23 protein-coding genes and 1 riboswitch are annotated in these 21170 nt (G+C 45.7%); of the genes, 18 read left to right on the forward strand and 5 right to left on the reverse strand.

From position 1 onward, the window contains the following. Positions 1-184 precede the first annotated feature (184 nt). The 5 genes from B0H99_RS10020 to B0H99_RS10040 all read left to right on the forward strand — a co-directional run bounded on the left by B0H99_RS10020 (position 185) and on the right by B0H99_RS10040 (position 2977). The gene (locus B0H99_RS10020; RefSeq protein WP_106533526.1) at positions 185-1153 is read left to right on the forward strand and encodes an aldo/keto reductase; all 969 of its coding nucleotides are present in this window, start codon (positions 185-187) and stop codon (positions 1151-1153) included. Between the two features lie 298 nt (positions 1154-1451). Continuing rightward, the gene (locus B0H99_RS10025) at positions 1452-1931 is read left to right on the forward strand and encodes a DUF2975 domain-containing protein (protein WP_106533527.1); all 480 of its coding nucleotides are present in this window, start codon (positions 1452-1454) and stop codon (positions 1929-1931) included. Positions 1932-1940: 9 nt separating this feature from the next. After that, the gene (locus B0H99_RS10030) at positions 1941-2165 is read left to right on the forward strand and encodes a helix-turn-helix domain-containing protein (protein ID WP_106533528.1); all 225 of its coding nucleotides are present in this window, start codon (positions 1941-1943) and stop codon (positions 2163-2165) included. Positions 2166-2255: 90 nt separating this feature from the next. Beyond that, positions 2256-2738 carry a DUF2975 domain-containing protein gene (locus tag B0H99_RS10035; protein ID WP_106533529.1) on the forward strand — a complete coding sequence of 161 codons (483 nt, stop codon included), beginning with the start codon at positions 2256-2258 and terminating at the stop codon, positions 2736-2738. A gap of 14 nt (positions 2739-2752) precedes the next feature. Continuing rightward, positions 2753-2977: a helix-turn-helix domain-containing protein gene (locus tag B0H99_RS10040; RefSeq protein ID WP_106533530.1), complete on the forward strand. Its 225-nt coding sequence runs from the start codon at positions 2753-2755 to the stop codon at positions 2975-2977. 79 nt (positions 2978-3056) lie between these two features. On the opposite strand, the gene B0H99_RS10045 is transcribed toward B0H99_RS10040, so the two are convergent. Then, complete coding sequence (locus tag B0H99_RS10045; RefSeq protein ID WP_106533531.1) at positions 3057-3725, reverse strand: sulfite oxidase-like oxidoreductase; 669 nt, start codon at positions 3723-3725, stop codon at positions 3057-3059. A 77-nt stretch (positions 3726-3802) separates the two neighbouring features. Further along, positions 3803-3906, reverse strand: a riboswitch (SAM riboswitch). Between the two features lie 169 nt (positions 3907-4075). Between B0H99_RS10045 and modA the strand changes: the two genes are divergently transcribed. The 5 genes from modA to B0H99_RS10070 all read left to right on the forward strand — a co-directional run bounded on the left by modA (position 4076) and on the right by B0H99_RS10070 (position 7847). Continuing rightward, entirely contained in the window at positions 4076-4852 is a 777-nt protein-coding gene (gene modA, locus B0H99_RS10050; RefSeq protein WP_106533532.1) for a molybdate ABC transporter substrate-binding protein, read from the forward strand. After that, complete coding sequence (modB, locus tag B0H99_RS10055) at positions 4852-5532, forward strand: molybdate ABC transporter permease subunit (protein ID WP_106533533.1); 681 nt, start codon at positions 4852-4854, stop codon at positions 5530-5532. The genes modA and modB overlap by 1 nt, the downstream gene beginning before the upstream one ends. Positions 5533-5537: 5 nt before the next feature. Then, a complete protein-coding gene (locus B0H99_RS10060) occupies positions 5538-6170 on the forward strand; it encodes an ATP-binding cassette domain-containing protein (protein WP_106533534.1) in 633 nt (210 codons plus the stop codon). A gap of 121 nt (positions 6171-6291) precedes the next feature. Beyond that, entirely contained in the window at positions 6292-7311 is a 1020-nt protein-coding gene (locus B0H99_RS10065; RefSeq protein WP_106533535.1) for a ThiF family adenylyltransferase, read from the forward strand. 20 nt (positions 7312-7331) lie between these two features. Then, positions 7332-7847, forward strand: coding sequence for a MogA/MoaB family molybdenum cofactor biosynthesis protein (locus tag B0H99_RS10070; RefSeq protein WP_106533536.1), 516 nt, complete (start codon positions 7332-7334; stop codon positions 7845-7847). On the opposite strand, the gene moaC is transcribed toward B0H99_RS10070, so the two are convergent. Beyond that, positions 7832-8320 (reverse strand): cyclic pyranopterin monophosphate synthase MoaC, encoded by a 489-nt coding sequence (gene moaC, locus B0H99_RS10075; RefSeq protein WP_106533537.1) that lies wholly within the window; start codon positions 8318-8320, stop codon positions 7832-7834. The two genes, B0H99_RS10070 and moaC, sit on opposite strands and share 16 nt — an antisense overlap. 64 nt (positions 8321-8384) lie before the next feature. On the opposite strand from moaC, the gene B0H99_RS10080 reads away from it, so the two are divergent. From B0H99_RS10080 to moaA, 6 genes are read left to right on the forward strand one after another with little or no spacing between them, the layout of a single operon-like run. Further along, positions 8385-9629: a molybdopterin molybdotransferase MoeA gene (locus B0H99_RS10080; protein WP_106533538.1), complete on the forward strand. Its 1245-nt coding sequence runs from the start codon at positions 8385-8387 to the stop codon at positions 9627-9629. Beyond that, positions 9617-10138, forward strand: a complete 522-nt coding sequence (mobB, locus tag B0H99_RS10085; protein WP_106533539.1) for a molybdopterin-guanine dinucleotide biosynthesis protein B — start codon at positions 9617-9619, stop codon at positions 10136-10138. Before B0H99_RS10080 ends, mobB begins: the two co-directional genes overlap by 13 nt. Beyond that, positions 10125-10565 carry a molybdenum cofactor biosynthesis protein MoaE gene (locus tag B0H99_RS10090; RefSeq protein WP_106533540.1) on the forward strand — a complete coding sequence of 147 codons (441 nt, stop codon included), beginning with the start codon at positions 10125-10127 and terminating at the stop codon, positions 10563-10565. The genes mobB and B0H99_RS10090 overlap by 14 nt, the downstream gene beginning before the upstream one ends. Then, positions 10562-10795, forward strand: coding sequence for a molybdopterin converting factor subunit 1 (gene moaD, locus B0H99_RS10095; protein WP_106533541.1), 234 nt, complete (start codon positions 10562-10564; stop codon positions 10793-10795). Before B0H99_RS10090 ends, moaD begins: the two co-directional genes overlap by 4 nt. Next, a complete protein-coding gene (gene mobA / locus B0H99_RS10100; protein WP_106533542.1) occupies positions 10792-11355 on the forward strand; it encodes a molybdenum cofactor guanylyltransferase in 564 nt (187 codons plus the stop codon). Before moaD ends, mobA begins: the two co-directional genes overlap by 4 nt. Positions 11356-11373: 18 nt before the next feature. Beyond that, complete coding sequence (gene moaA / locus B0H99_RS10105; protein WP_106533543.1) at positions 11374-12390, forward strand: GTP 3',8-cyclase MoaA; 1017 nt, start codon at positions 11374-11376, stop codon at positions 12388-12390. 300 nt (positions 12391-12690) lie between these two features. Here the strand turns inward: moaA and B0H99_RS10110 are convergent, their stop codons facing one another. After that, positions 12691-14835 carry a sensor domain-containing protein gene (locus B0H99_RS10110; protein WP_106533544.1) on the reverse strand — a complete coding sequence of 715 codons (2145 nt, stop codon included), beginning with the start codon at positions 14833-14835 and terminating at the stop codon, positions 12691-12693. Between the two features lie 1013 nt (positions 14836-15848). Between B0H99_RS10110 and B0H99_RS10115 the strand changes: the two genes are divergently transcribed. After that, a complete protein-coding gene (locus tag B0H99_RS10115) occupies positions 15849-16055 on the forward strand; it encodes a hypothetical protein (RefSeq protein WP_245894485.1) in 207 nt (68 codons plus the stop codon). Between the two features lie 107 nt (positions 16056-16162). Here the strand turns inward: B0H99_RS10115 and B0H99_RS10120 are convergent, their stop codons facing one another. Then, positions 16163-17824, reverse strand: a complete 1662-nt coding sequence (locus B0H99_RS10120; protein ID WP_106533545.1) for a sensor domain-containing diguanylate cyclase — start codon at positions 17822-17824, stop codon at positions 16163-16165. A gap of 135 nt (positions 17825-17959) precedes the next feature. Beyond that, positions 17960-19981 carry a sensor domain-containing protein gene (locus B0H99_RS10125; protein WP_245894487.1) on the reverse strand — a complete coding sequence of 674 codons (2022 nt, stop codon included), beginning with the start codon at positions 19979-19981 and terminating at the stop codon, positions 17960-17962. 666 nt (positions 19982-20647) lie between these two features. Here B0H99_RS10125 and B0H99_RS10130 point away from each other — a divergent pair. Further along, positions 20648-20959, forward strand: coding sequence for a hypothetical protein (locus tag B0H99_RS10130; protein WP_106533546.1), 312 nt, complete (start codon positions 20648-20650; stop codon positions 20957-20959). Positions 20960-21170: the final 211 nt, after the last annotated feature.

Genomic DNA, 21170 nt, shown 5'->3' on the forward strand with positions numbered 1-21170 from the left:
TCCCTTCTTTCTGACATTAGCAGTCATTTTTATACTTCCTATGTTAACAAACCGGACAAGCTATTTATATTTATATTAACCAAAAATGCTCTATTTGAATCCTTTGACGATTTGATGCCATTTCGCAATAATGAGAGGACATCAAGCGGAGCACATAGGAGATTTTACTCTAGGAGGAATTGCTATGGAATATCGAACGCTTGGAAAAACAGGGGTACAAGTATCAAAATTGTGTTTTGGAACAATGTCATTCGGAGGAAATGCGGACGAAGAAACGTCACGTGCTATGTTCAATCGATGCCGGGAAGAAGGCATCAACTTTTTTGACTGTGCCAATGTCTACAATAAAGGAGTGGCTGAAGAAATTCTGGGCCGCTGCATTGAAGACTGCAGAAATGATATTGTTTTAACGACGAAAGTCAATTTTCCGACAGGCCCTGCCGTTAACCAGAAAGGCTTGTCGCGGCGCCACATCGTGTTGGAAGTGGAAAACAGCTTAAGACGATTAAAAACAGACCGTATCGACATTTATTTTGTTCATTCCTTTGATCCGCTGACACCTATTGAAGAAACATTACAGGTGCTTGACGATCTGCAGCGCCAGGGCAAAATCCTTTATCCGGCGGTAAGCAACTGGGCCGCTTGGCAGATTGCGACAGCTCTTGGGATATCGGCGAAAGAAAGCCTTGCCCGCTTTGAATGCACCCAGCCGATGTATAATCTTGTGAAACGGCAGGCAGAAGTGGAAATTTTGCCGCTGGCATCGGCGGAAAACATGGGCGTCATTTCATACAGCCCGCTTGGCGGAGGATTGTTGACCGGCAAATATGCTGGCGGCAAAAAACCTGAAGAAGGACGGCTCACGACACAGGAGAATTACAAAAAGCGGTACGGAGAAGACCTCTATTTTGAGACAGCGGACCGTTTTGCTCAATATGCTTTAGAGCGGGACTTGCATCCGGCGTCGCTTGCCGTGTCATGGGTCATGTCCCATCCAAGCGTGACCGCGCCAATCATCGGCGCACGCAACCTCGAGCAGCTGGAACCGTCGCTTGCTGCATTAACAATTAATATGACGCCGGAATGGCGCCAAGAAATTTCCGAGCTGTCTATTACACCGCCTCCGGCAACCGACCGTTCAGAAGAAGTTTAAAGATGATTCAGTATAAACTCTGAGCTTCATAGCTGGTGAATATAGAAACTGCAGTAAAAAAGCCCGACAAATTGCCATTCAATTTGTTGGGCTTTTCGAATGCTATAAAACAGACACTGGCCTTTCAGATGATAAAATTTAAAAGGGTACATAAAAATTTGTGCGAAATATGATATGGGAAATGCAGAGAGAGTAACTTAAATAAAAAAAAATAGAAGTAATTCAATATTTATTTATTGAAAAACGATAAATATTTTGTTAGAATCAATTTAATCAACGATTAAGTGAGGTGCTTTAAATGAAACGGGAAACACTCTTTTTGAAGGTCGTCATTATTCTTATGGCAATTCCGGTGCTTGCAGTATGCATTTTTGTAGTGCCGCCGCTCTCTTCTTTTGTAGCGGAAATCATACCGGAATGGGCGTTTTTACAGTATGTCTTTTTAATCGCCATGTATGCAACGGCAATTGCGTATTTTTTAGCGCTGTATCAGGCATTGAAGCTTTTGGGTTACATTGACAGGAACATCGCTTTCTCAGAACGATCGGTAAAGGCGTTAAAGAACATCAAGTATTGCGCGATTACTATCACAGCCCTCTACATTCTGTGCCTGCCGATCATCCTGTATGTGGCGCAAGTGGATGACGCTCCGGGACTGGGCGGACTTGGTATGATCATTACGTTCGGTGCAATTGTCATTGCTGTCTTTGCGGCGGTTCTTCAAAAGCTGCTGCAGAATGCCATTGATATAAAATCTGAAAATGATTTAACGGTCTGAGGTGAGATTATGGCGATTATTATCAATATTGATGTAATGCTGGCCAAGCGCAAGATGAGCGTTACTGAACTGTCGGAACACGTTGGCATTACAATGGCAAACCTGTCCATTCTAAAAAATGGCAAGGCGAAGGCGGTGAGGCTCTCTACGCTAGAGGCAATCTGCAAAGCGTTGGACTGCCAACCCGGTGATATTCTGGAATACCAGAGGGATGAAGAAACCCAAACACTATAAAGTATTTTCCTGAAGTTAATTTGTTTATTAATTTTAACGGATTGACAATCCTGCCTAACGTGAGAAAAAATAATGTAATGGGGTGCTTTTATGGACCGAGGTTCAACACTCTTTTTGAAGGCTGCCATTTTTCTTATCGGAGTTCCTGTTCTTGCCGTGTGTATATTCGGGTTTTCGAGGCTTCATCCTGATTCTCCGTACTGGGCATTGCCGGAATTGGAAAACCTTCAATATCCTATATTGATCGGGATGTATCTGGCGATGATTCCGTTCTTCATTGCGCTCGTTCAGACGTTGAAGCTGTTGACTTACATCGATAAGAACGAAGCGTTCTCGGAACTGGCTGTAAAAGCGTTGAGAAATATAAAATACTGTGCAATTGCCATCAGTATCATGTATGTTTTAGAAATGCCTTTCTTATACCTACTGACAAAAGTGGATGACGCACCAGGCATATTAATCGGACTGGTCGTGATTTTTGCTTCGATGGTGGTTGCTGTTTTTGCGGCGGTTCTTCAAAGGCTTTTGCAGGACGCCGTCCGGATAAAAGCGGAAAACGACCTAATAGTCTGATCTGAGGTGAAACTATGGCAATTATTATTAATGTTGACGTGATGTTGGCAAAGCGGAAAATGAGCGTCACCGAACTTTCAGAGCGAGTTGGCATCACGATGGCGAACTTGTCTATTCTGAAAAACGGCAAGGCGAAGGCAGTCCGGCTTTCCACGTTGGAAGCGATTTGCAAAGCGCTCGATTGCCAGCCTGGCGATATTCTGGAATACCAAAGAGACGAAGAGGAATTGACAACTTAGCGTGAACGATAAAAAGTCCGGTCGAAGTTTTTCGACCGGACTTTTTTTGTTTGAAGAAAAAATTATTTATGCTTTAGAATCAGTCAAAGTCCTTCTTTTCCCATTCATCTTCTGGAATGTCCAGGTCTTCGCCCGAAAAACGTTCCTCTTTGAACGGATCCCCGTTCAAATGGAAGCCATTCTGTTCCCAGAAGCCTGGCTGATTTTCATCAATAAACTCGATGCCGCGCACCCATTTGACGCTTTTCCAAAAATAAAGATGCGGCACAACAAAGCGGAGCGGATAGCCGTGCTTGGCCGTCAACGGCTCGCCGTCCAGGGAATGGGCGAGCAGTACATCTTCCCGGTCCAAATCACTAAGCAGAACATTTGTCGTGTAATCATAGTCGCCATGGAGCATGACATACTGGCTTTTTGGCGTAATGCCAAGTTCTTTCATGAGATCCTGGAAACGGACGCCGGTGAACGTGTTGTCGAAGCGGGACCAACGGGTGACGCAATGGATATCGCGTGTAACCGTCGTCTGCGGCATGCGCAAAATATCGTCATAAGACAAGACAACTTCCCGGTCCGTAAAGCCGAAAATTTTCAATGTCCATTCGTTCATATCGTAGACAGGCACTTCCCCTTCGTGGAGAACCGGAAAACGCTCGGTCAACACTTGGCCTGGCGGAAGGCGCTTGGCCAAAGCTGGGTCTACAGTTGGAACGCGCGTGCGTTTGATGCGGTCTGCTTTAGATAATTTCATTGGATCACTCCTTCATAAATATAAAAAACTCTTTCCTGTGTGGAGGAAGAGTTTTGGCTTTCGCAACTTGGCACTCTTCCTCATCTTTCAGGACAAACCGTCCTGCTGGATTTGGCACCATACTAAAAATAGCGGTTGCCGGGCGTCATCGGGCCATTCCCTCTGCCTCTCTTGATAAGGATCTGTAATTTATATAATTTTCTAACAAGATTTATTTTAACGAATAAAAGGAGCTGTTACAATGAAAGAATCAAATTATTTTAATGAAAAGCAGCAGCTGAGGCTTTGGGGACAAAAGGTTGACATTAAAATGTCGGTCCTTTAGGTTTGAGGATAGAGGAGTTAGATTAATGAAAAAGTTAGCATTCCTATTAACAATTACAGGTTTTTTGCTTAGTGCATGCGGACAATCCGGCACCGGAAATAACGATAAATTACTCGTCTCCACAGCGGCAAGTTTGACAGGCGTCATGGAAAAAGCGGAAGCGGAATTTCGGAAAATCGAACCGGACATTGAGCTTTCTTTCAACTACGGCTCTTCAAGCAAACTGAGAAGCCAAATCGAACAAGGTGCGCCGGTTGATCTCTTTTTGTCAGCGAGCGAAGCCGACATGAATTTGTTGACGGACAAAGGGCTGATTTCAGACGACAGCGTGGTACCGTTCGCGAAAAACAGGCTTGTTCTGGCTTCGCGGAACAGTTTTGAAGAAAGTGCCGATTTCAAAGCGCTTTTGACGGCCGATGCTGAAACCGTCGCAGTAGGGGAACCGGAAAGCGTGCCGCTTGGCCGCTATACAAAAGAAGCGCTAGAACGTCTCAAATTATGGGAATCGCTCGATGGCAAGCTTGTTTATGCGAAAGATGCACGCCAAGTCTTGACTTACGTGGAAAGCGGAAATGCTGAACTGGGAATTGTCTATTTATCCGATGCAGCAACATCAGAGAAGATAACGGGCATTAAGGAATTTCCGGAAGCGATGGAGCCGGTCATTTATCCTGGAGGGATTGCAGCGGGCAGCAAAAACCAGGAAGCCGCAAAAGCGTTCCTTGAGTTTCTGGCAGGAACTGAAGGCCAAGAACTTCTTAAGGAATCCGGTTTTATTCCAGCAGAAGAGGACGGGTCCTAATGCCATACGATATGTCTCCGCTTTTCCTGTCGCTAAAAGTCGCTGCAATCTCCACATTTTTTGTCTTTTTCGTCAGCATCGCTTTGGCGCGCCTGATGAGCCGCCGCGAATTTGTCGGCAAGAGCCTCATAGATGCGATTATTTTGCTGCCGCTTGTACTGCCGCCGACGGTCATCGGCTTCGGGCTCATCGTGCTGTTCGGAGCAAACGGCCCGATCGGCAGCCTGCTCGAAGACTGGTTCGGTTTTCGCGTCGTCTTTACATGGGTCGGAGCGGCAATTGCGTCTTTCGTTGTCTCGCTGCCGCTCATGTATCAAAGTGTCATGGCAGCTTTTGAAAAAGTGGATCCGCGCTGGGAAAATGTTGCCCGGACAATGGGCGTCTCCGAATGGCGGGTATTCCGGACCATCACATTTCCGCTTGCCTGGCCCGGGATTCTCGCAGGACTCATCATGGCATTTGCCCGGGGAATCGGCGAATTCGGGGCGACGTTGATGATCGCCGGCTATATTCCGAATGTAACGGAAACGGTGCCGCTAGCCATCTATTTCGCTTACGAAGCAGGTAATATGGAAAAGGCGGCGTTCTGGGTCATTGTCATTTCGGCGGTCGGTGTCGCGGCCATCACCTGGGTCAACTACTGGCGCAAAAAAACGGCAATCCGCATAGGAAGGGAGTGAGGCGCATGCTGACTGTGGATTTTCAAAAAAGTTTGGAGCATTTTAAACTGGCTTGCCAGTTCCAGCTCGATGACGAAATCATGGCGCTTGTCGGATCCTCGGGGTCCGGCAAAACAACGCTGCTCAATTGCATCGCTGGCATTGTCCATCCGGACGGCGGTCAAATCACATTGAACGGCCGGGAGTTTTTCAAAGAAGGAAGAAAACCGATGAAAATCCAGCAGCGGAAAGTGGGCTACCTGTTTCAGGACTATGCATTGTTTCCGCATCTCTCAATAGAAGAAAACATTTTATATGGCACACCGCGCGGTTCTGATTTGTCGCATGTCACCGAACTGACGAACATACTTGGCATCCGGAGATTGCTGACGAAATATCCGCACCAGATTTCCGGCGGGGAAAAGCAGCGTGTGGCATTGACGCGTGCACTGGCCGCCAAGCCCGATGTCTTGTTGCTCGATGAGCCGTTTTCAGCACTGGACGATGACAACACGAGGCGCTGCCAGGATGAATTGTTTCGCATTCATGAACACTGGAAGATTCCGGTGATCTTCGTGACCCACCGGAAAGCGGATGCGGAACGATTGGCGGACCGGGTTGTCCGAATTGAAAAAGGGCATATGACCGAACAATTGTAAATGAGCTTTCCCGAAAATGGGAAAGCTTTTTTGCAAGCAAATCATAGAAGTTCAGCAAGCGCCGCACCCGTGGTAAGCTTAAGCTATAGAAATCGAATTTTAGGAAAGGGGGGAACCGGCAGTGGATGAACGCTATTCCAGACAGACATTATTCAAACCCATAGGGCACAGCGGCCAGGAACAGCTGGGAGCCGCCACTGTTACGATTATAGGCTGCGGAGCCCTTGGGTCGGCGATTGCTGAAACATTGACGCGCGCAGGCGTGGGAGAAATTCATCTTGTCGACCGCGACTATGTGGAACTGTCGAACCTGCAGCGCCAGCAGCTGTTTACGGAAAGCGACGCTAGAGAGATGCTGCCGAAAGTGGCTGCGGCTGAGAAGCGGCTAAAGGCGATCCGCAGCGATCTTCGGCTTTTCACCTACCTCGACAATCTCGATGCGGTGTTGATGGAAAAGCTTATTGCGGGCAGCGCACTTGTCATGGACGCGACGGATAATTTTGAAACCCGCCTGCTTATCAACGATGCTTCTATAAAATATGGAGTGCCGTGGATATATGGCGCTTGCGTCGGCAGTTCCGGTGTCGTCTTTCCGTTCGTTCCGGGCGAAACAGGCTGCTTCCGCTGCCTGCTTCCTGTTTTGCCAGCAGTTAATGAAACGTGCGATACTGTCGGCATCATTTCGCCGGCTGTCCAAATGACGGCGGCTTTGCAGTGCGCTGAAGCGATGAAGTGGCTGACCGGCAACCGGGAAGCGATGCGGAAGAAAGTCCATCATTTCAACCTATGGGATAACACACAGCTGGATATCGGGATTTCCCGCATCAAAAATGCGGCCTGCGAAACATGCGGCGAACACCCGACTTATCCGTCGCTGGAAAAAGCGGCAGAGCGGACATATGCAGTCCTTTGCGGCAGGGACGCCGTGCAGGTGCTGCCAGATCCCGTACGGCCGATTACACTTGAAGACGCAGAAAAAGCGGGGCAGAAGCTGAATCTGGAAATAAAACGTACACCTTATTTTGTCGAACTGCATGCTTTTGGCCACCGGATGGTTTTGTTCGGCAACGGCCGGCTTCTGATTCACGGCATCCGCAATGTATCGGAAGGCCGGAAACTGTATCACCAATTGTTCGGTTAGACGGGAAAGGAAGAAACGCGATGTCTGAAATATTTCAACTCGACAAACAAATCCGCCTGGCGGTTCTGACGGTCAGCGATACGCGGACCGAAGCGACCGACACGGGAGGAAAGCTCGTACAGGAACTTGCGAAAGAAAAAGGGCTGGAAATTGCAGCCTATAAAATCGTACCGGATAACACAGAAACTATCCGGCTAGCAGTGAAAGCTTGGTTGGAAGAGGACAGGGTGGACGCGGTCATCACGACCGGAGGAACGGGAATCGCGAGGCGCGACGTAACGCTTGAGGCCGTAAAGCCCTTGTTTGAGAAAGAGCTGGACGGTTTCGGAGAACTGTTCCGTTACGTCAGTTTCGCGGAAGATGTTGGAACGAAAGCGCTTCTGAGCCGCGCGGCGGCAGGTGTGGCAGAAGACAAAGCCATTTTTGTCCTGCCGGGATCCCGCGGAGCTGTAAGGCTGGCGATGAAGCGGCTCATCTTGCCGGAAATCCGGCATATTGTTTTTGAACTGACAAAACACCGTCAGCCGCGGGAATAGTCGCCCGACTTGCCGCCTGTTTTCTCCAGCAGCATGGTCGGCCCAATGACCATTTCCTTGCCGGCCGCCTTGCACATATCGTAAATCGTCAGCGCCGCAGCCGATGCGGCAGTAAGAGCTTCCATTTCGACGCCGGTCGGCCCTTTTGTTTTTACGGTAGCGAATAAAACCACTTCGTAATGACCATTCGCTTGGTCGACGTTCCAGTCAAACCGGATATCGACACCGCTCAACGCAAGCGGGTGGCACATCGGGATGATTTGTGCCGTGTTTTTGGCGGCCATGATTCCGGCCACTTGGGCCACTGCGAAAACGTCGCCTTTTTTATTCGTCCCGTCCTTGATTTGGCGGTATATGGCTTCATTTATTACCACGGACGTTTGAGCGCGCGCGGTGCGGGCCGTGTCTTGTTTTTCAGAGACGTCGACCATCTTGGCGCGTCCTTGTTCGTTGAAATGAGTCAGTTCAGACAACGGAATCATCCTTTCAAAATAGATTATGTCCAGTATAGCAGAACTGGCGGAGGAGTTGAGAGCAGTGGTGGAACACCGAAAACCGATTCCAGTGGCGGAAGCCGTGGAACGGGTGATTAAAAAAGCGCAGGCGCTTGGAACCCAGCAAGTGGCGCTTGGCGACAGCTACGGCCGAATCTTGGCGGAGCCGCTTAAGGCGTCGCACGATGTGCCGCCATTCAACCGGTCGCCTTATGACGGCTTTGCCATCCGCTCGAAGGATTCAATGGGGGCATCCGGCGAAAACCGCAAACGGTTCGAAGTGATCGACCATATCGGCGCCGGCGCCGTTTCCGAAAAAGTAGTACAAGAGGGGCAGGCCGTGCGCATCATGACGGGCGCACCGCTGCCAGCAGGGACCGACGCGGTCGTCATGTTCGAGCAGACAATCGATTCCGGATCTTCGATCACCATCCGGAAGCCGTTCGAAGCGCTTGAGAATGTCTCGCTGCAAGGTGAAGACATGAAAAGAGGAGCCGCCATCATTGATAGCGGCAGTTTTATCCACCCTGGAACCGTGGCAGTGCTTGCAACGTTCGGTTACGCAGAGGTTCAAGTGGCAAAGCGGCCCGTGGTCGGCATCCTGGCAACCGGAACCGAACTCCTGGATGTCAGCGAACCGCTTCAGCCGGGCAAAATCCGCAACAGCAATGGCCCGATGATCGAAGCACAGCTTGCGCGCATGGGCATCAGTTGCAAAACGTATGGCATGTCAGTGGACGATCTGGACGAAAGCTTCAATGTCGTGAAAGCGGCAGCGGAAGAAACGGATATCCTTATTACAACAGGCGGTGTCTCGGTCGGAGATTTCGACTTTTTGCCGGCTATCTACGAGCGCTTAGGCGCCGAAATACTGTTCAATAAAGTTGCCATGCGCCCGGGAAGCGTCACGACAGTGGCGGTAGCAGATGGTAAGTACCTGTTTGGTCTGTCCGGCAATCCGTCCGCGTGCTTTACAGGATTCGAATTGTTTGTCCGTCCGGCAATCCTGAAAATGATGGGAGCGGAAAAGTTATATCTGCCACGGACACAGGCGGTGCTTGCGGAAGATTTCGCAAAACCCAATCCGTTCACCCGTTTTATCCGGGCAAGCTATGACGGTCTGTCTGTCCGCCCGGCAGGATTCAATATGTCAAACGCGGTGTCGTCAATCGCACGCGGCAATGCGTTGATCGTATTGCCCGGCGGAACAAGGGGCTATCAGGAAGGCGCACTGGTCGATGTCCTGCTCCTGGGTGTAGAAGAAGGAACAGCCCGGTGGACACTGTGAAAGTGCTGCAGGTCGTCGGTTTTAAAAATAGCGGGAAAACCGAATTGATGAGCCGGCTTTTAGGCATAGCGAATGAAAAAGGCAAGACCGTCTCGACCATTAAGCATCACGGACATGGCGGCATTCCTGAAATGCCGCCCGGGACGACTGATAGCTCGCGATTTTTCGGTAATGGCGCGGCCAGTTCGCTTGTTTATGGCGGCGGGGTCATCCAACTGCATCAGCGCGAGGAAAGGGCCGGCTTAGACAGCTTGATCGAAGTGGCGTCTTTGGCAGCGCCGGACCTCGTGCTCGTAGAGGGTTTAAAAAAAGCGGATTATGACAAAATTGTCCTTATACGGTCGGCAGAAGACTGGGAAGAACTGCAGCACCTCAAGAGAATAATCCTTGTTGTCGTTTTGGAAGACTTCTGTTTAGCCGGAGTTGAAACAATGGAGCGAAACAATGAAGAAGCGATAAAAAAATGGTTTTTGGAATGGATGGAAGGTGAAGAAGATGAAAGCATTTGAAGTGGTGTCCCAACCGATAAATCCGCAAGTGTACGCCGATTTTGTCCTGCGCCCGGAAGCGGGTGCAGTAACCTTATTTACAGGCCATGTCCGGGAATGGACAAAAGGGGTCCGGACGTTGTATCTTGCTTATGAAGCGTACGTGCCGATGGCCGAGAAGAAATTGGAACAGATCGGCCGCGAAATCGAAGAAAAGTGGCCGGGCGCAAAAGTGGCGATTGCTCACCGCATTGGCGAACTGCAGATCAGTGACATTGCAGTAGTCATCGCCGTATCATCGCCGCACCGCAAAGCGGCGTATGAGGCGAACGAATACGCGATTGAACGGATTAAGGAAATCGTGCCGATCTGGAAAAAAGAAATTTGGGAAGACGGCGAAGAATGGATTGGCGACCAAAAGAAAAAGCCGGAGGGGGAAAAAGGATGATTACGTTGCATTATTTTGCCGGACTCCGCGAACTGACGGGCAAGTCTCAGGAACAGGCGGATCTTGCAGGCAAGACAGTTGATGACTTGATAGAGTGGGCAGCAGATAAGTATCCGGGACTCCAACAAGGTTCTGCGCGTGTTGCCATCAACGAAGAATACGCTTTGCCGACAGACGTCCTGGAAGACGGGGACAATGCGGCATTCATTCCGCCAGTGAGCGGCGGATGACCAAACGGATCGGCATTTTGCTTGCCGGAGGCGAGTCGCGGCGCTTCGGTTCACCGAAAGCGTTCGCGGAAATCGACGGCGAACTGTTTTATGAGAGAACGTACAAAGCACTGGCTGCAGTATGTGATAAAGTCGTCATCGTGGCGCACCCTGAACTGCAATCCCGTTTTCCAGACCATCTGGATGTTATTACGGATCTTCCGGCTGTGGCGGGACAAGGGCCGCTTACCGGCATATTGACGGCAATGACCCAAAGGCCGGGCGACCAGTACGTCGTCCTGCCGTGCGATATGCCGTTCATTTCCTCTCAAGAAGCCAAGAAACTCATCGAACAGATGGATGGCACGAAAAACATCACCGCCGTCCAAACGCCGGAGGAAAGAGTGCCACTGTTCAGTGTATGGAAAACGGGACTGCAAGAAGCGCTCGAAGCGGAGCTCGCGAATGGGCAAAGAAAAGTCATGGTATTCATGGAAAAAGCCGGCACTGCTTGGCTGGATTCTGCTAAGATCAATGAAGATACAACTGTTTTCCGCAACATCAACAGACCGGATCAATAGAAAGGGAGGTGCACCGTTATGAATGCAAATCCGCTACAAGACAAACTCGGACGGCCGATCCGCGATCTTCGGATTTCGGTGACAGACCGCTGCAATTTCCGCTGCTCCTACTGCATGCCAAAAGAAGTATTCGGCGACGACTACGCTTTCTTGCCAAGACAGGAGTTGCTGACGTTTGAAGAAATCCATCGGCTGACAAAGCTCTTTGTCTCGATGGGCGTCAAAAAAATCCGGCTGACCGGCGGTGAACCGCTCATGCGGCGCGGACTCCCGGAACTTGTCGGGAAAATCTTGTCTGTTGAGGGTGTGGAAGATATCGGCCTCACAACAAACGGCTTGCTTCTTGGCCAGCACGCGCAGCCGCTTTTTGATGCAGGGCTTCGCCGTTTGAACATCAGCCTGGATGCGCTGGAGCCGGAACTGTTCGGCAAATTGAATGGCCGCGGTGTCGAGTCGTCGCGCATTCTCCAGCAAATCGACTTTGCAAAGTCAGTCGGCTTCGACATCAAAGTCAACATGGTCGTCCAAAAAGGCGTCAACGAAGATGAAATCTTGCCGATGGCTGCCTATTTCAAAGAGCGCGGCATCACATTGCGCTTTATCGAATTCATGGATGTTGGAAATGACAACGGCTGGAGCTTTGAAAAAGTGGTGACAAAAAAACAAATTCTCGAAAAACTCCAGACGGTGTACGAACTGGAACCGGTGGATGAAGATTATTTTGGGGAAGTCGCGAAGCGTTACCGCTTTAAGGGAAGCGAAGCGCAGGTCGGCTTTATCACCTCGGTGTCGGAATCATTCTGCTCAAGCTGTACGCGCGCGCGGCTGTCATCGGACGGCAAGTTCTATACATGCCTGTTTGCGACAAACGGCTTCGATATCCGCGGGCTGCTGCGCGGCGGCTTGAACGACGATGAACTGTTGCGGGCGATCAGCGGCGTTTGGGAAGGGCGCGCGGACCGTTATTCTGACGAACGCACGGAACAGACAGCCAAGAACCGCAAGAAAATTGGTATGTCTTATATCGGCGGCTAAACTTATAAATGCGAAAACGGCAATCTCCACTTCACTCGAAGCTGTTTCGTCAGCACAAGCTTTGTTGGCTTCCATTGAGATTGAAGCGGCTCCGCCTATAACAGTAGAACCGACAATGCCTTAAGTGAGATATTCTTTTAGTTAAGATGGAAATTACGGAAGTGCCCTTCTCCTTGTTACTGGAGAAGGGCACTTTTTGAATTGACTACCTACTTAACAGTCAACAATCGCATCCGGATGTTTTGTTCAATGGCCCCTTATATACATAGCCGAACAAGCTGTGTATTGTGAGACGAATTCTTAGGCCAAAGGTGGTTTCTTATTCTTCTTTAATCCATTCGCCGTATTGTGCGAAAGAGGAAATGCATGCAATTCTGCAGGCAGAGGGCGGCTGAAATAATAGCCTTGTCCCTCATCGCAGTTTTCCTCTTGCAAGTAGGCGAGTTGTGTTTCATCTTCAATTCCTTCAGCTACAACTTCCATCTTCAATTTATGGGCTAACGAAATGATGGTGGAAGTTATAGCTGTACTATTTGAATCAGTGTTGATGCCCTGTATAAAGCTCCGATCAATTTTCACGCGGTCGAACGAAAATTGCTGCAAATAACTGAGAGAAGTATATCCAGTGCCAAAATCGTCAATAGACATCGACAGACCTAGTTCCTTCAGGTTCGTCAAACATTCTTTCAACCGTTTCATATCCTCTATTAGAATGCTTTCTGTCACTTCAAGTTCCAGCCATTTTGCATCGAGTCCTGTTGTTTCCAGAACCGATTTTACCATAGGGATAAAATTGGGATGCTGCAATTGAATGGGTGAGATATTCACACATATTTTAAAAGGAGGGGCACCCTCATCTTGCCAGGTTTTATTTTGGGCACATGCTGTCTCCAATACCCATTTTCCAAGTGACACAATCTGTCCGCTTTCTTCTAAAATCGGAATGAAATGATCAGGAGGCACAATTCCAAGTTCCGGATGATTCCATCGGACCAAGGCTTCCATGGCGCTGAGTTCACCCGTTTTCAAATTAGTAATCGGCTGATAATGAAGGACGAATTCCTGGTTTTGGCTGGCCGATTTTAAATCTTGTTCTATCGTCAATTTGTAAGTTGTTTTCTGGTCCAATTCTTCTGTGTAAATGGTGTAGTTGTTTCTTCCATATTTTTTCGTATAGTACATGGCGGTATCCGCTTTTTTCATTATTTCCTCTACGCTATCTTCAGTGCCGCTGCTGAACGCGATTCCTATGCTCGTAGAAACCGTTAAGGAGTGGCCCATGACTTCAAATGGTTCCGCTAATGCCAGGTTCAACCGTTCCGCCAGGACTATTGCTTCTTTCTTATTCGAAGTGGGCAGCAAAATGGCGAATTCGTCTCCCGCAAACCGTCCCACCGTATCCGTATGGCGAACATTCTGAAGTAATCTTTCTGCTACAATTTTTAAGAATTCATCTCCGACATGGTGCCCCAGAGAATCGTTGATAAACTTAAAGCGATCCAAATCCAAAAACAGGACGACCGGCTGATTTTTGCGGCTATCCGAGAGTTTAAAAACCTGGCATAACCGGTCTTCAAATAATTTCCGATTCGGCAATTTTGTTAAGGTATCGTAGAAGACAAGGTCTTCCAGCAATTTCTGATGTTTAAGTTTATCTGTAATGTCCTTGGCGATGCCATAGACTCCAACGATTTCCCCAATCGATTTCATCGGAAAGTTCGTTACTTCCAGGTTTCTTTGCTTTCCATCTTTTCGGGTAAGCGTAATTTCGTATGTAGCGACACTTCCACATTTTGCATTCTCAAAGTTTTTCAAGGCAACCGCCAGGTCCTCAGAAGCGATAAGCGGAATAAAAGATAGATCAAGCAATTCAGCACGGGTATATCCGGATAAAGTTTCACATTCTGCATTTGCATTGATGAAATTTCCTTCTAGGTCAAACGTGAAGACCGCATCCGGGTTGTTATCAAAAAGGGATTTGAAACGTTCCTGGTTTTCCTTGAGCTGCAGAGTCGCTTTCACTTCTTCTGTTACATCCAATACGGTGCCAATTGTTACTGCTTTTCCATCCATAGTGGCTTTTGTTTCATGAATTTCAACATGAATCAGACTTCCATCTTTTTTAAGTAATTCTACCCGAGAACTTGAATTCGTCTTCAGATCTTCAGTGCTCCTTCTGGCATTTTCTTGCACAATCAACAAGTCATCCGGATGAAAGAGCGTATCGGCCATAAAATTATCAAGTAGTAATTCCTCTTTCGTGTAGCCGACAAGATGGCAAAAGTGAGCATTGACATTAGAGTAGGACGAATCTTCTAAAAGATACATACTGATAGGCGCGTTTTGTATCATTACATCAACTATTTCTTTAGAGAAGGGAGTATTCGATTGAATTTCGACCTCTTTAAAATTGGCAGGAACTTTGTTGCTGTTATTAATTTCCATTCAAATTACCTCCACATAATTGCGCATTTAAAAAATTATGGATTTTAAGCTCTCCGAGAGCATTAAACAAAGCCATGGCCAGTCTTGGCAAACGGAGGATTAATGTTCAATAAAAGCAAGACAGATCAATTTTATATTATTGTATAAGAATCTAATTGCTTTAACCAACGCTATGAAATATTGTAATTTCCTTTTATTATAACTTCATTTAAATCAAAAAAACAAAAAAGTAAAAAAATGTTATTTTTACATATATTTTTAGCTAGCTTGATACTATAGTACTTTCTTGGAGTGTGATGGTACTTCTTACGTTAATTTATTTTGCATGGTGTTGAAAAGAGGAAAACGTATGAAAAGTCCAGTAATAATAGAGGGGAGGTTTAAGTGGCCTTCAAGGGGCATCTCTGCTTGCTAATTAAGGCATCAATTTCAGGGTCTTGGAGTTGAGGGATTGAATTGGCAGGAGGGCTTTGAGTGCTTTAATTTCAGGTAGGCCAGAACTGGGCGAATTTGATTTTGGTCCTGTATGAGCCGAAAATGGCAGCTCTTGATAAATGGTTGACCTTGAAGACTTTTGTTTAAAAGAACTATGGCGACATGCTGGTGGAGCGGTTCCAAATCAAACTACTTAAACACAAAGAAAGAGAAGAGGCTGGGCTGTTCAAAGCACAGCTTCTTTCTTTTTTGTCGCTAAAAGTACATTTTTACAAAAACTTTAGCTTACATAATTAGCGAGCTTTCTTTAGTTCTGTTAATATATTTGATATAAAGATATGATTTAGTAGTATAAGAAACTCAAAAGCTTAATTACGAAAGTCAAAATGATGGATTTATTTAAAAGAATTGATCTGCGTAACATGCAGGAAACGGTCATGCAGGCAAAATGAAAATATTTTTAATTGCTGATGATATTCAATCATTCGATTCAAGAAATAACGTTGCGGCACATCGGAATTTCGAACGGAGAAATAGAGGATAGCACGACCAACTTTTCACTTTAGGGAGAATGTCGAATGATGTTGAAGTATTACACTAAACGCTATGAAGTAATAACGCAGGGGACCTATCCTGCAAATCGAAAAAAATTAATGCTAGCTAACCTTATGAGTGAAATGGAAGCGTCTTACGATATGCCTATGCATAGAAATCCTGATTGGGACATGCAAAACGCAGAGATTTCTGAACTTTACCGCAAAATTTCTGATAGTAAAAAGCTTTAATTATAAAAGCCTGAAGAAAAACTGTTTTAACGTTTTCCTTCAGGCTTTTTTTATTTCCATTTCAAAAGTTTACACTGATATAACTGGTGCTGAACTCCTCTGATGCTTCAAGTTCTGTTATAGATTATATACTCGTCCCGGTCGACTTTTTTCGCTTCGTACAGCGCCAGATCCGCAAATTTTATCAGCTGCTTTTCATTGGCTGTATGGTCCGGATACAGGGAAATGCCGATGCCGGCGCCCATCTTGATGTCGTAGCCATTGAACGTGAACGGCTCTTCATAGGACGCCAGAATGCGCTTGGCTGTCTCTTCGGCAAGGTCCAGTGAATCCAGTTCGGGCAGGACCACTCCCATCTCATCGCCGCCCAGGCGGGCGGCCGTATCGACCGGCCGAACCGCGGCTTGGAGCCGGATCGCCATTTCCTTGATGACCGCGTCTCCTGTATCGTGGCCGAACCGATCGTTGATCTGTTTGAACTTGCGCCCGTCCATCAGGAGGACCGCGACTTTTTTGCCGGACCGGTCTGCTTGCTGGATGGCCGCCTGCAGCCGGTTGTCAAAGGTGCGGCGGTTGGGGATGCCCGACAAATGGTCGAAGAAGGCCATTTTGGCGATCTTGTCCTGCAGCCGCTTCCGCTCGGTGATGTCGCGCGCAATGGTCAGGACCTGCGTCACGTTTCCGTCCGTCAGGACCGGCGTAGGGGAGACTTCCATCCAGATCCACTGGCCGTCCTGGTGCTGAAAGCGCACTTCGATGGTGGCCGGCTTGTCGCCCTCCATCAGGGACGTAACCGTTTCGATCAGGCCGAAGGCATCCTCCGGATGCACGTTGGTGGTGAACGGGTTCCCGATATACGCGGAATCCGGATAGCCCAGGATCTTTTCGTTGGAAGGCGACACGTATTCGATCAAGCCTGCGGGATCGATCAACGTGATGATGTCAAACGCGCTTTCCGTGATGAGCTTGTATTTCTCCTGGCTTTTCTGCAGATCCTTTTCAGCTTTTTTCAGTTCCGTCACGTTTTTGTAGAAGATGGTCGCCCCGATGATGTCCCGGTTGGCATTCCGCACCGGAGTATAGGAAGAAATGATATTCAACGGGTTTCCGCTCTTCGTCAACCGGATGGTCTCGTGCGAATTTACGGTTTCGCCTTCCATGATTTTTTTTACCAGAGTTGAGGCAGCAGCTTTCATGTTCTGCGGAACGATAGAGCCTTTTCTGGAGAGTACCTCTTTTTCGCTATACTCAAATGTTTCTTCAAAGGCAGAATTTACTTTTAAAATTTCCCCTTCAGTGTTAATAAAAAATACAGGGTCTGTGGCATTTTCCCAAAAGACTTCAAGTTTTTCCTTTGTTTCAATCAAAGCTCTTTTTGCCCGTTCTCTCTCTGTAACATCTCGTACGATGGCCAAAATGTATTTACACTGGCCCTCTTCTGTCACGATAGGATTGAGTACGGTTTCTCCTACAATTTCTCCGTTTTCTGTTTCTATCCTTTGGATAAATTCAACCGATTTTTTTGTGGATTGAACTTCGCGGTAATGCTCAATCAGTATCTCGGCCTGCTCAGGTGACATCACATTTTCTATCGGGCTTCCGACAATGTTTTCCTGAAGCTGCAAAATATTAAAGGCAGCTGGATTTGCATAAATATAGCGAAACGTCTCATGCTCTTCCTCCATTAAAAAAACCAAGTCTTGGATCAAATCAAAAAGAGCTGTGGATGTTAGAACGTCTAATGCTACTGTTTCTGAAAAGTACTTCATGATTTTTGTCTCCTTGGTGAGTCAGGATTAAGTGATTAGTAAATTTCTTATTAGTAGATCAGGAACGAATAGGCAGGGTTCTTCTTCAAAAATATTTCAGGTCTGCCATATAGTTTTTTTATGAGGCTACTTGCTTTAAGCAAATCTATAATTTCGCAGTAAATATTTCATTTCGAAATCATGGACTTTTAAAGGTTTATCGTAAAGGTATCCTTGATAAATGATACAGTCATTTGATTTGAGGAATTCAACTTCTTCAAGGCGTTCAACCCCTTCTGCAACCAGGTCGCATTCAATGCTTTTCGCCAAATGAATCAGGGACTTGAGCACAGCTTCCGACTTTTTATCTTGTCCAATTTTCTGGATAAAAGACTTGTCTATTTTGATTGTAGTAATAGGAAAGTGAGTTAAGTATGAAATCATAGAAAATCCGGTTCCAAAATCATCGATGGCGATGGAGACGCCTTTCGACTTGCATAAGAGTAAATTTTCCAATATTCCATGAGAATAAGTTAGTTCCGCCTGTTCAGTAATTTCAATTTCTATCAGTTGCGGCTGTATCTCATACTTCTCAATCAGTTCGAAAAAACTGTCAAAGAACTTGGGATTTGCAAGAAGAGAAGGCGTCATATTAATGGCTACAGGAAGACTTCTGCCAAAACGAATCTTCCACTCTTTTAACTGAGCAAACATACTTTCTGTTAAATAAAGTGTTAAGGGAACAATTGCGCCAGTTTCTTCAGCGACTTCAATAAATTCCAACGGCGAAATTTCCCCTAATTCCGGATGATTCCAGCGAGCCAAAACTTCGACGCCAACAATTTCTCCGGAATTTCCATTAATCTGTGGCTGAAGACAGTAATAAAGTCCGCCACTGGTTAAATTCCGTTCCAGGCTTTCCTCGATGAGAGCTTTCCGGCTGCGAATATTGTGCATAGCCGGACGGAAAAACACATAGGAAGAGCCGCGGATCTTTTTCGCTTCTTGCATTGCTGTTTCTGCATAGGAAATGACTTCACTGAACTGTTGTGCATCAAATGGAAAACAGGAAATTCCAATGCTGACATTAATCGAGATGGTGTGGAAATTATTCAACGTAAAAGGCTGTTTGAAAATCTCGATGATTGTCTCTGCAAAGTAGGCCAGACGTTCCCCGATTTCGGGTTCATACATGATGGCGAATTCATTCCCGTCCAGACGAACAACTTCACATTTGTTAGATGTTAATACTTTTAACTTTTCAGCAATATTTTTCAGCATAGTGTCTCCGGCATCATGGTTATATACCGCATTCACAAGTTTCAAATTATCGATGTTCAAATAAAAAATTGAAAACTTCTTGGTTTGTGCTATGAAAGAGTTGGCTTTGATTGAAAGGTGACGACGATTTGGAAGGCCGGTCAAGTAATCATAGTTAACAGAGTCCGACAATTTTGCTTCTATTTTTTTGAGTTTGCTGACGTCTTGGAAATACAATGCCAGTCCACCGTTCTTTAATGGACAGACTTTAACCTGTAACCATGTATTGAGCGGCTCATAATAATCCATAAACTCGATGGTGATCTGTTCTTTCATGGCCTTTTCATAAGTTTGATGGAAAGGTGTGCCAACTGCTTCAGGAAAAGCATCAAAAAGACCGATGCCGACGATACTCTCTCGCTTTATTCGAAACATCACTTCCGCAATCTCATTAACATAGTAAAACTGGAATTGGTCATTCAATAAGACAAAGCCGTCTGTCATACTTTCCAATATACTTTCGGCAGTCAAGGGCTCGATGTCGTGGAGACTGACTGGCTTTTGATAGATGATGGCTCCACAAGTACCGGTCGACAACAATTTGATGGCCCGAACTTTTACTGAAAGCCATTGTGTTTCTCCATTTTTTAATAAGAGAGGATACAATTGCTTGTGTTCGGATAAATCACAATTTATTACGCTTTGAATAGCTTGTATTTCATTATGTTTTTCACAATCCCTTAATTGATCGAAATAATTATGGCCTGTTTTCCACATAGGTTCTCCTACGTTATTCTCCATACAAAAATCAATCCACGACTGGTTCACTCGTACAATGGTTCCATTGCCATCAACAACAATTAAAAACTCATCAATTGTATTCATCCACTCTTGAATTTGCTCATTTTCCTGAATCAAAGTTTCTACTTCCTTTCACAGTTAAACCTAAATAATTGATAAGGTAATTTTAGAGCTGCCACTTATAGCTTTTTGTATAAAATAAAAGGTACTAAAAACCACTTTTTAATTATTCTGAAATAATTTTAAGGTAAATTTTTTTCTGGCTTTCATGAGAACCGCAAGTAAACTATAGAAGAAATTTTATTTATTGATTTAGAATGAAAAAGACCTTAGCTTACTTTTCAGCTTCACAAAAAAACAGTTGATTAAAAATTATATACTATTTATCGATATATAAAACGGTCTTAATTTCCCTTTTTAAAACCTTTTTATAACTAAAATCTAAAATTATTAGCAAATTAATTTTTAAAACTAATAAATTTACTATTTTAACTTTTCTTATATAGTTTGAACTAGTTGAAAAATGTAAGCTAATATAAAATTTAGGGCAGTTTACTAAATGATGCATCAAAAATTATTGCAAATCAGGCTAATACAAAAGAGAAAATACTTGATTCCATAAATCTCTTCTTCTTTTAATCTAGATAAATACAGGAATGCGATCTGAAGTGATTTGATTTAACAATTAAGATAAACTATGAGAAGAATATGAAGAAAAACGATTAAGCGTTTTGAAGCTTCAAGTAAATCCATAAAATAAACTCAACATATAGAGGTGAAAAAATGAAAGAAATGCATAGGATTAGCCCACAGGAAGAAGCCGGATTACCACTATTTAAAAGTCATGAAGGAGCGAGAAATTATTTTGAAGAGAAGTATGGAGAGAAGTTCGTATTTGAAGAGTCTATAGACAGCGATAAAGGAGTTTGTTTCTACTATCGGTTAATCATAAACGAAGAAGCTTATGTTAAAGGGATAACGGAGCTGAATTCTACTGGATATGTTGGGATAGAGTTTATGAATAGCTATCAACCGGTTCAAATTATGGAAGACGGCAGCCTTCATATCGTTTATCAAGAAAAGAGAGAAAGATAGACTTGAAAATCATTAGAAACCTACGGACCGGTGGTTTTTGAGGTTTTTCCATACTTACCGACCGTATGCTCCTGATTTAGTTTATAGATGATGAAAAAAGCTATCCAAATTATTTGGAGGCCACTGAAAAACCCTTCCTTTAAATCAATGGGAGACTAAAAAAAGAGTTGGAAGGCAGGATTTCCTGTCTTCCGACTCTTTTTTTGCCCTT

The sequence above is a fragment of the Planomicrobium soli genome (assembly GCF_003014655.1).
GTDB lineage: Bacteria > Bacillota > Bacilli > Bacillales_A > Planococcaceae > Planococcus > Planococcus soli_B.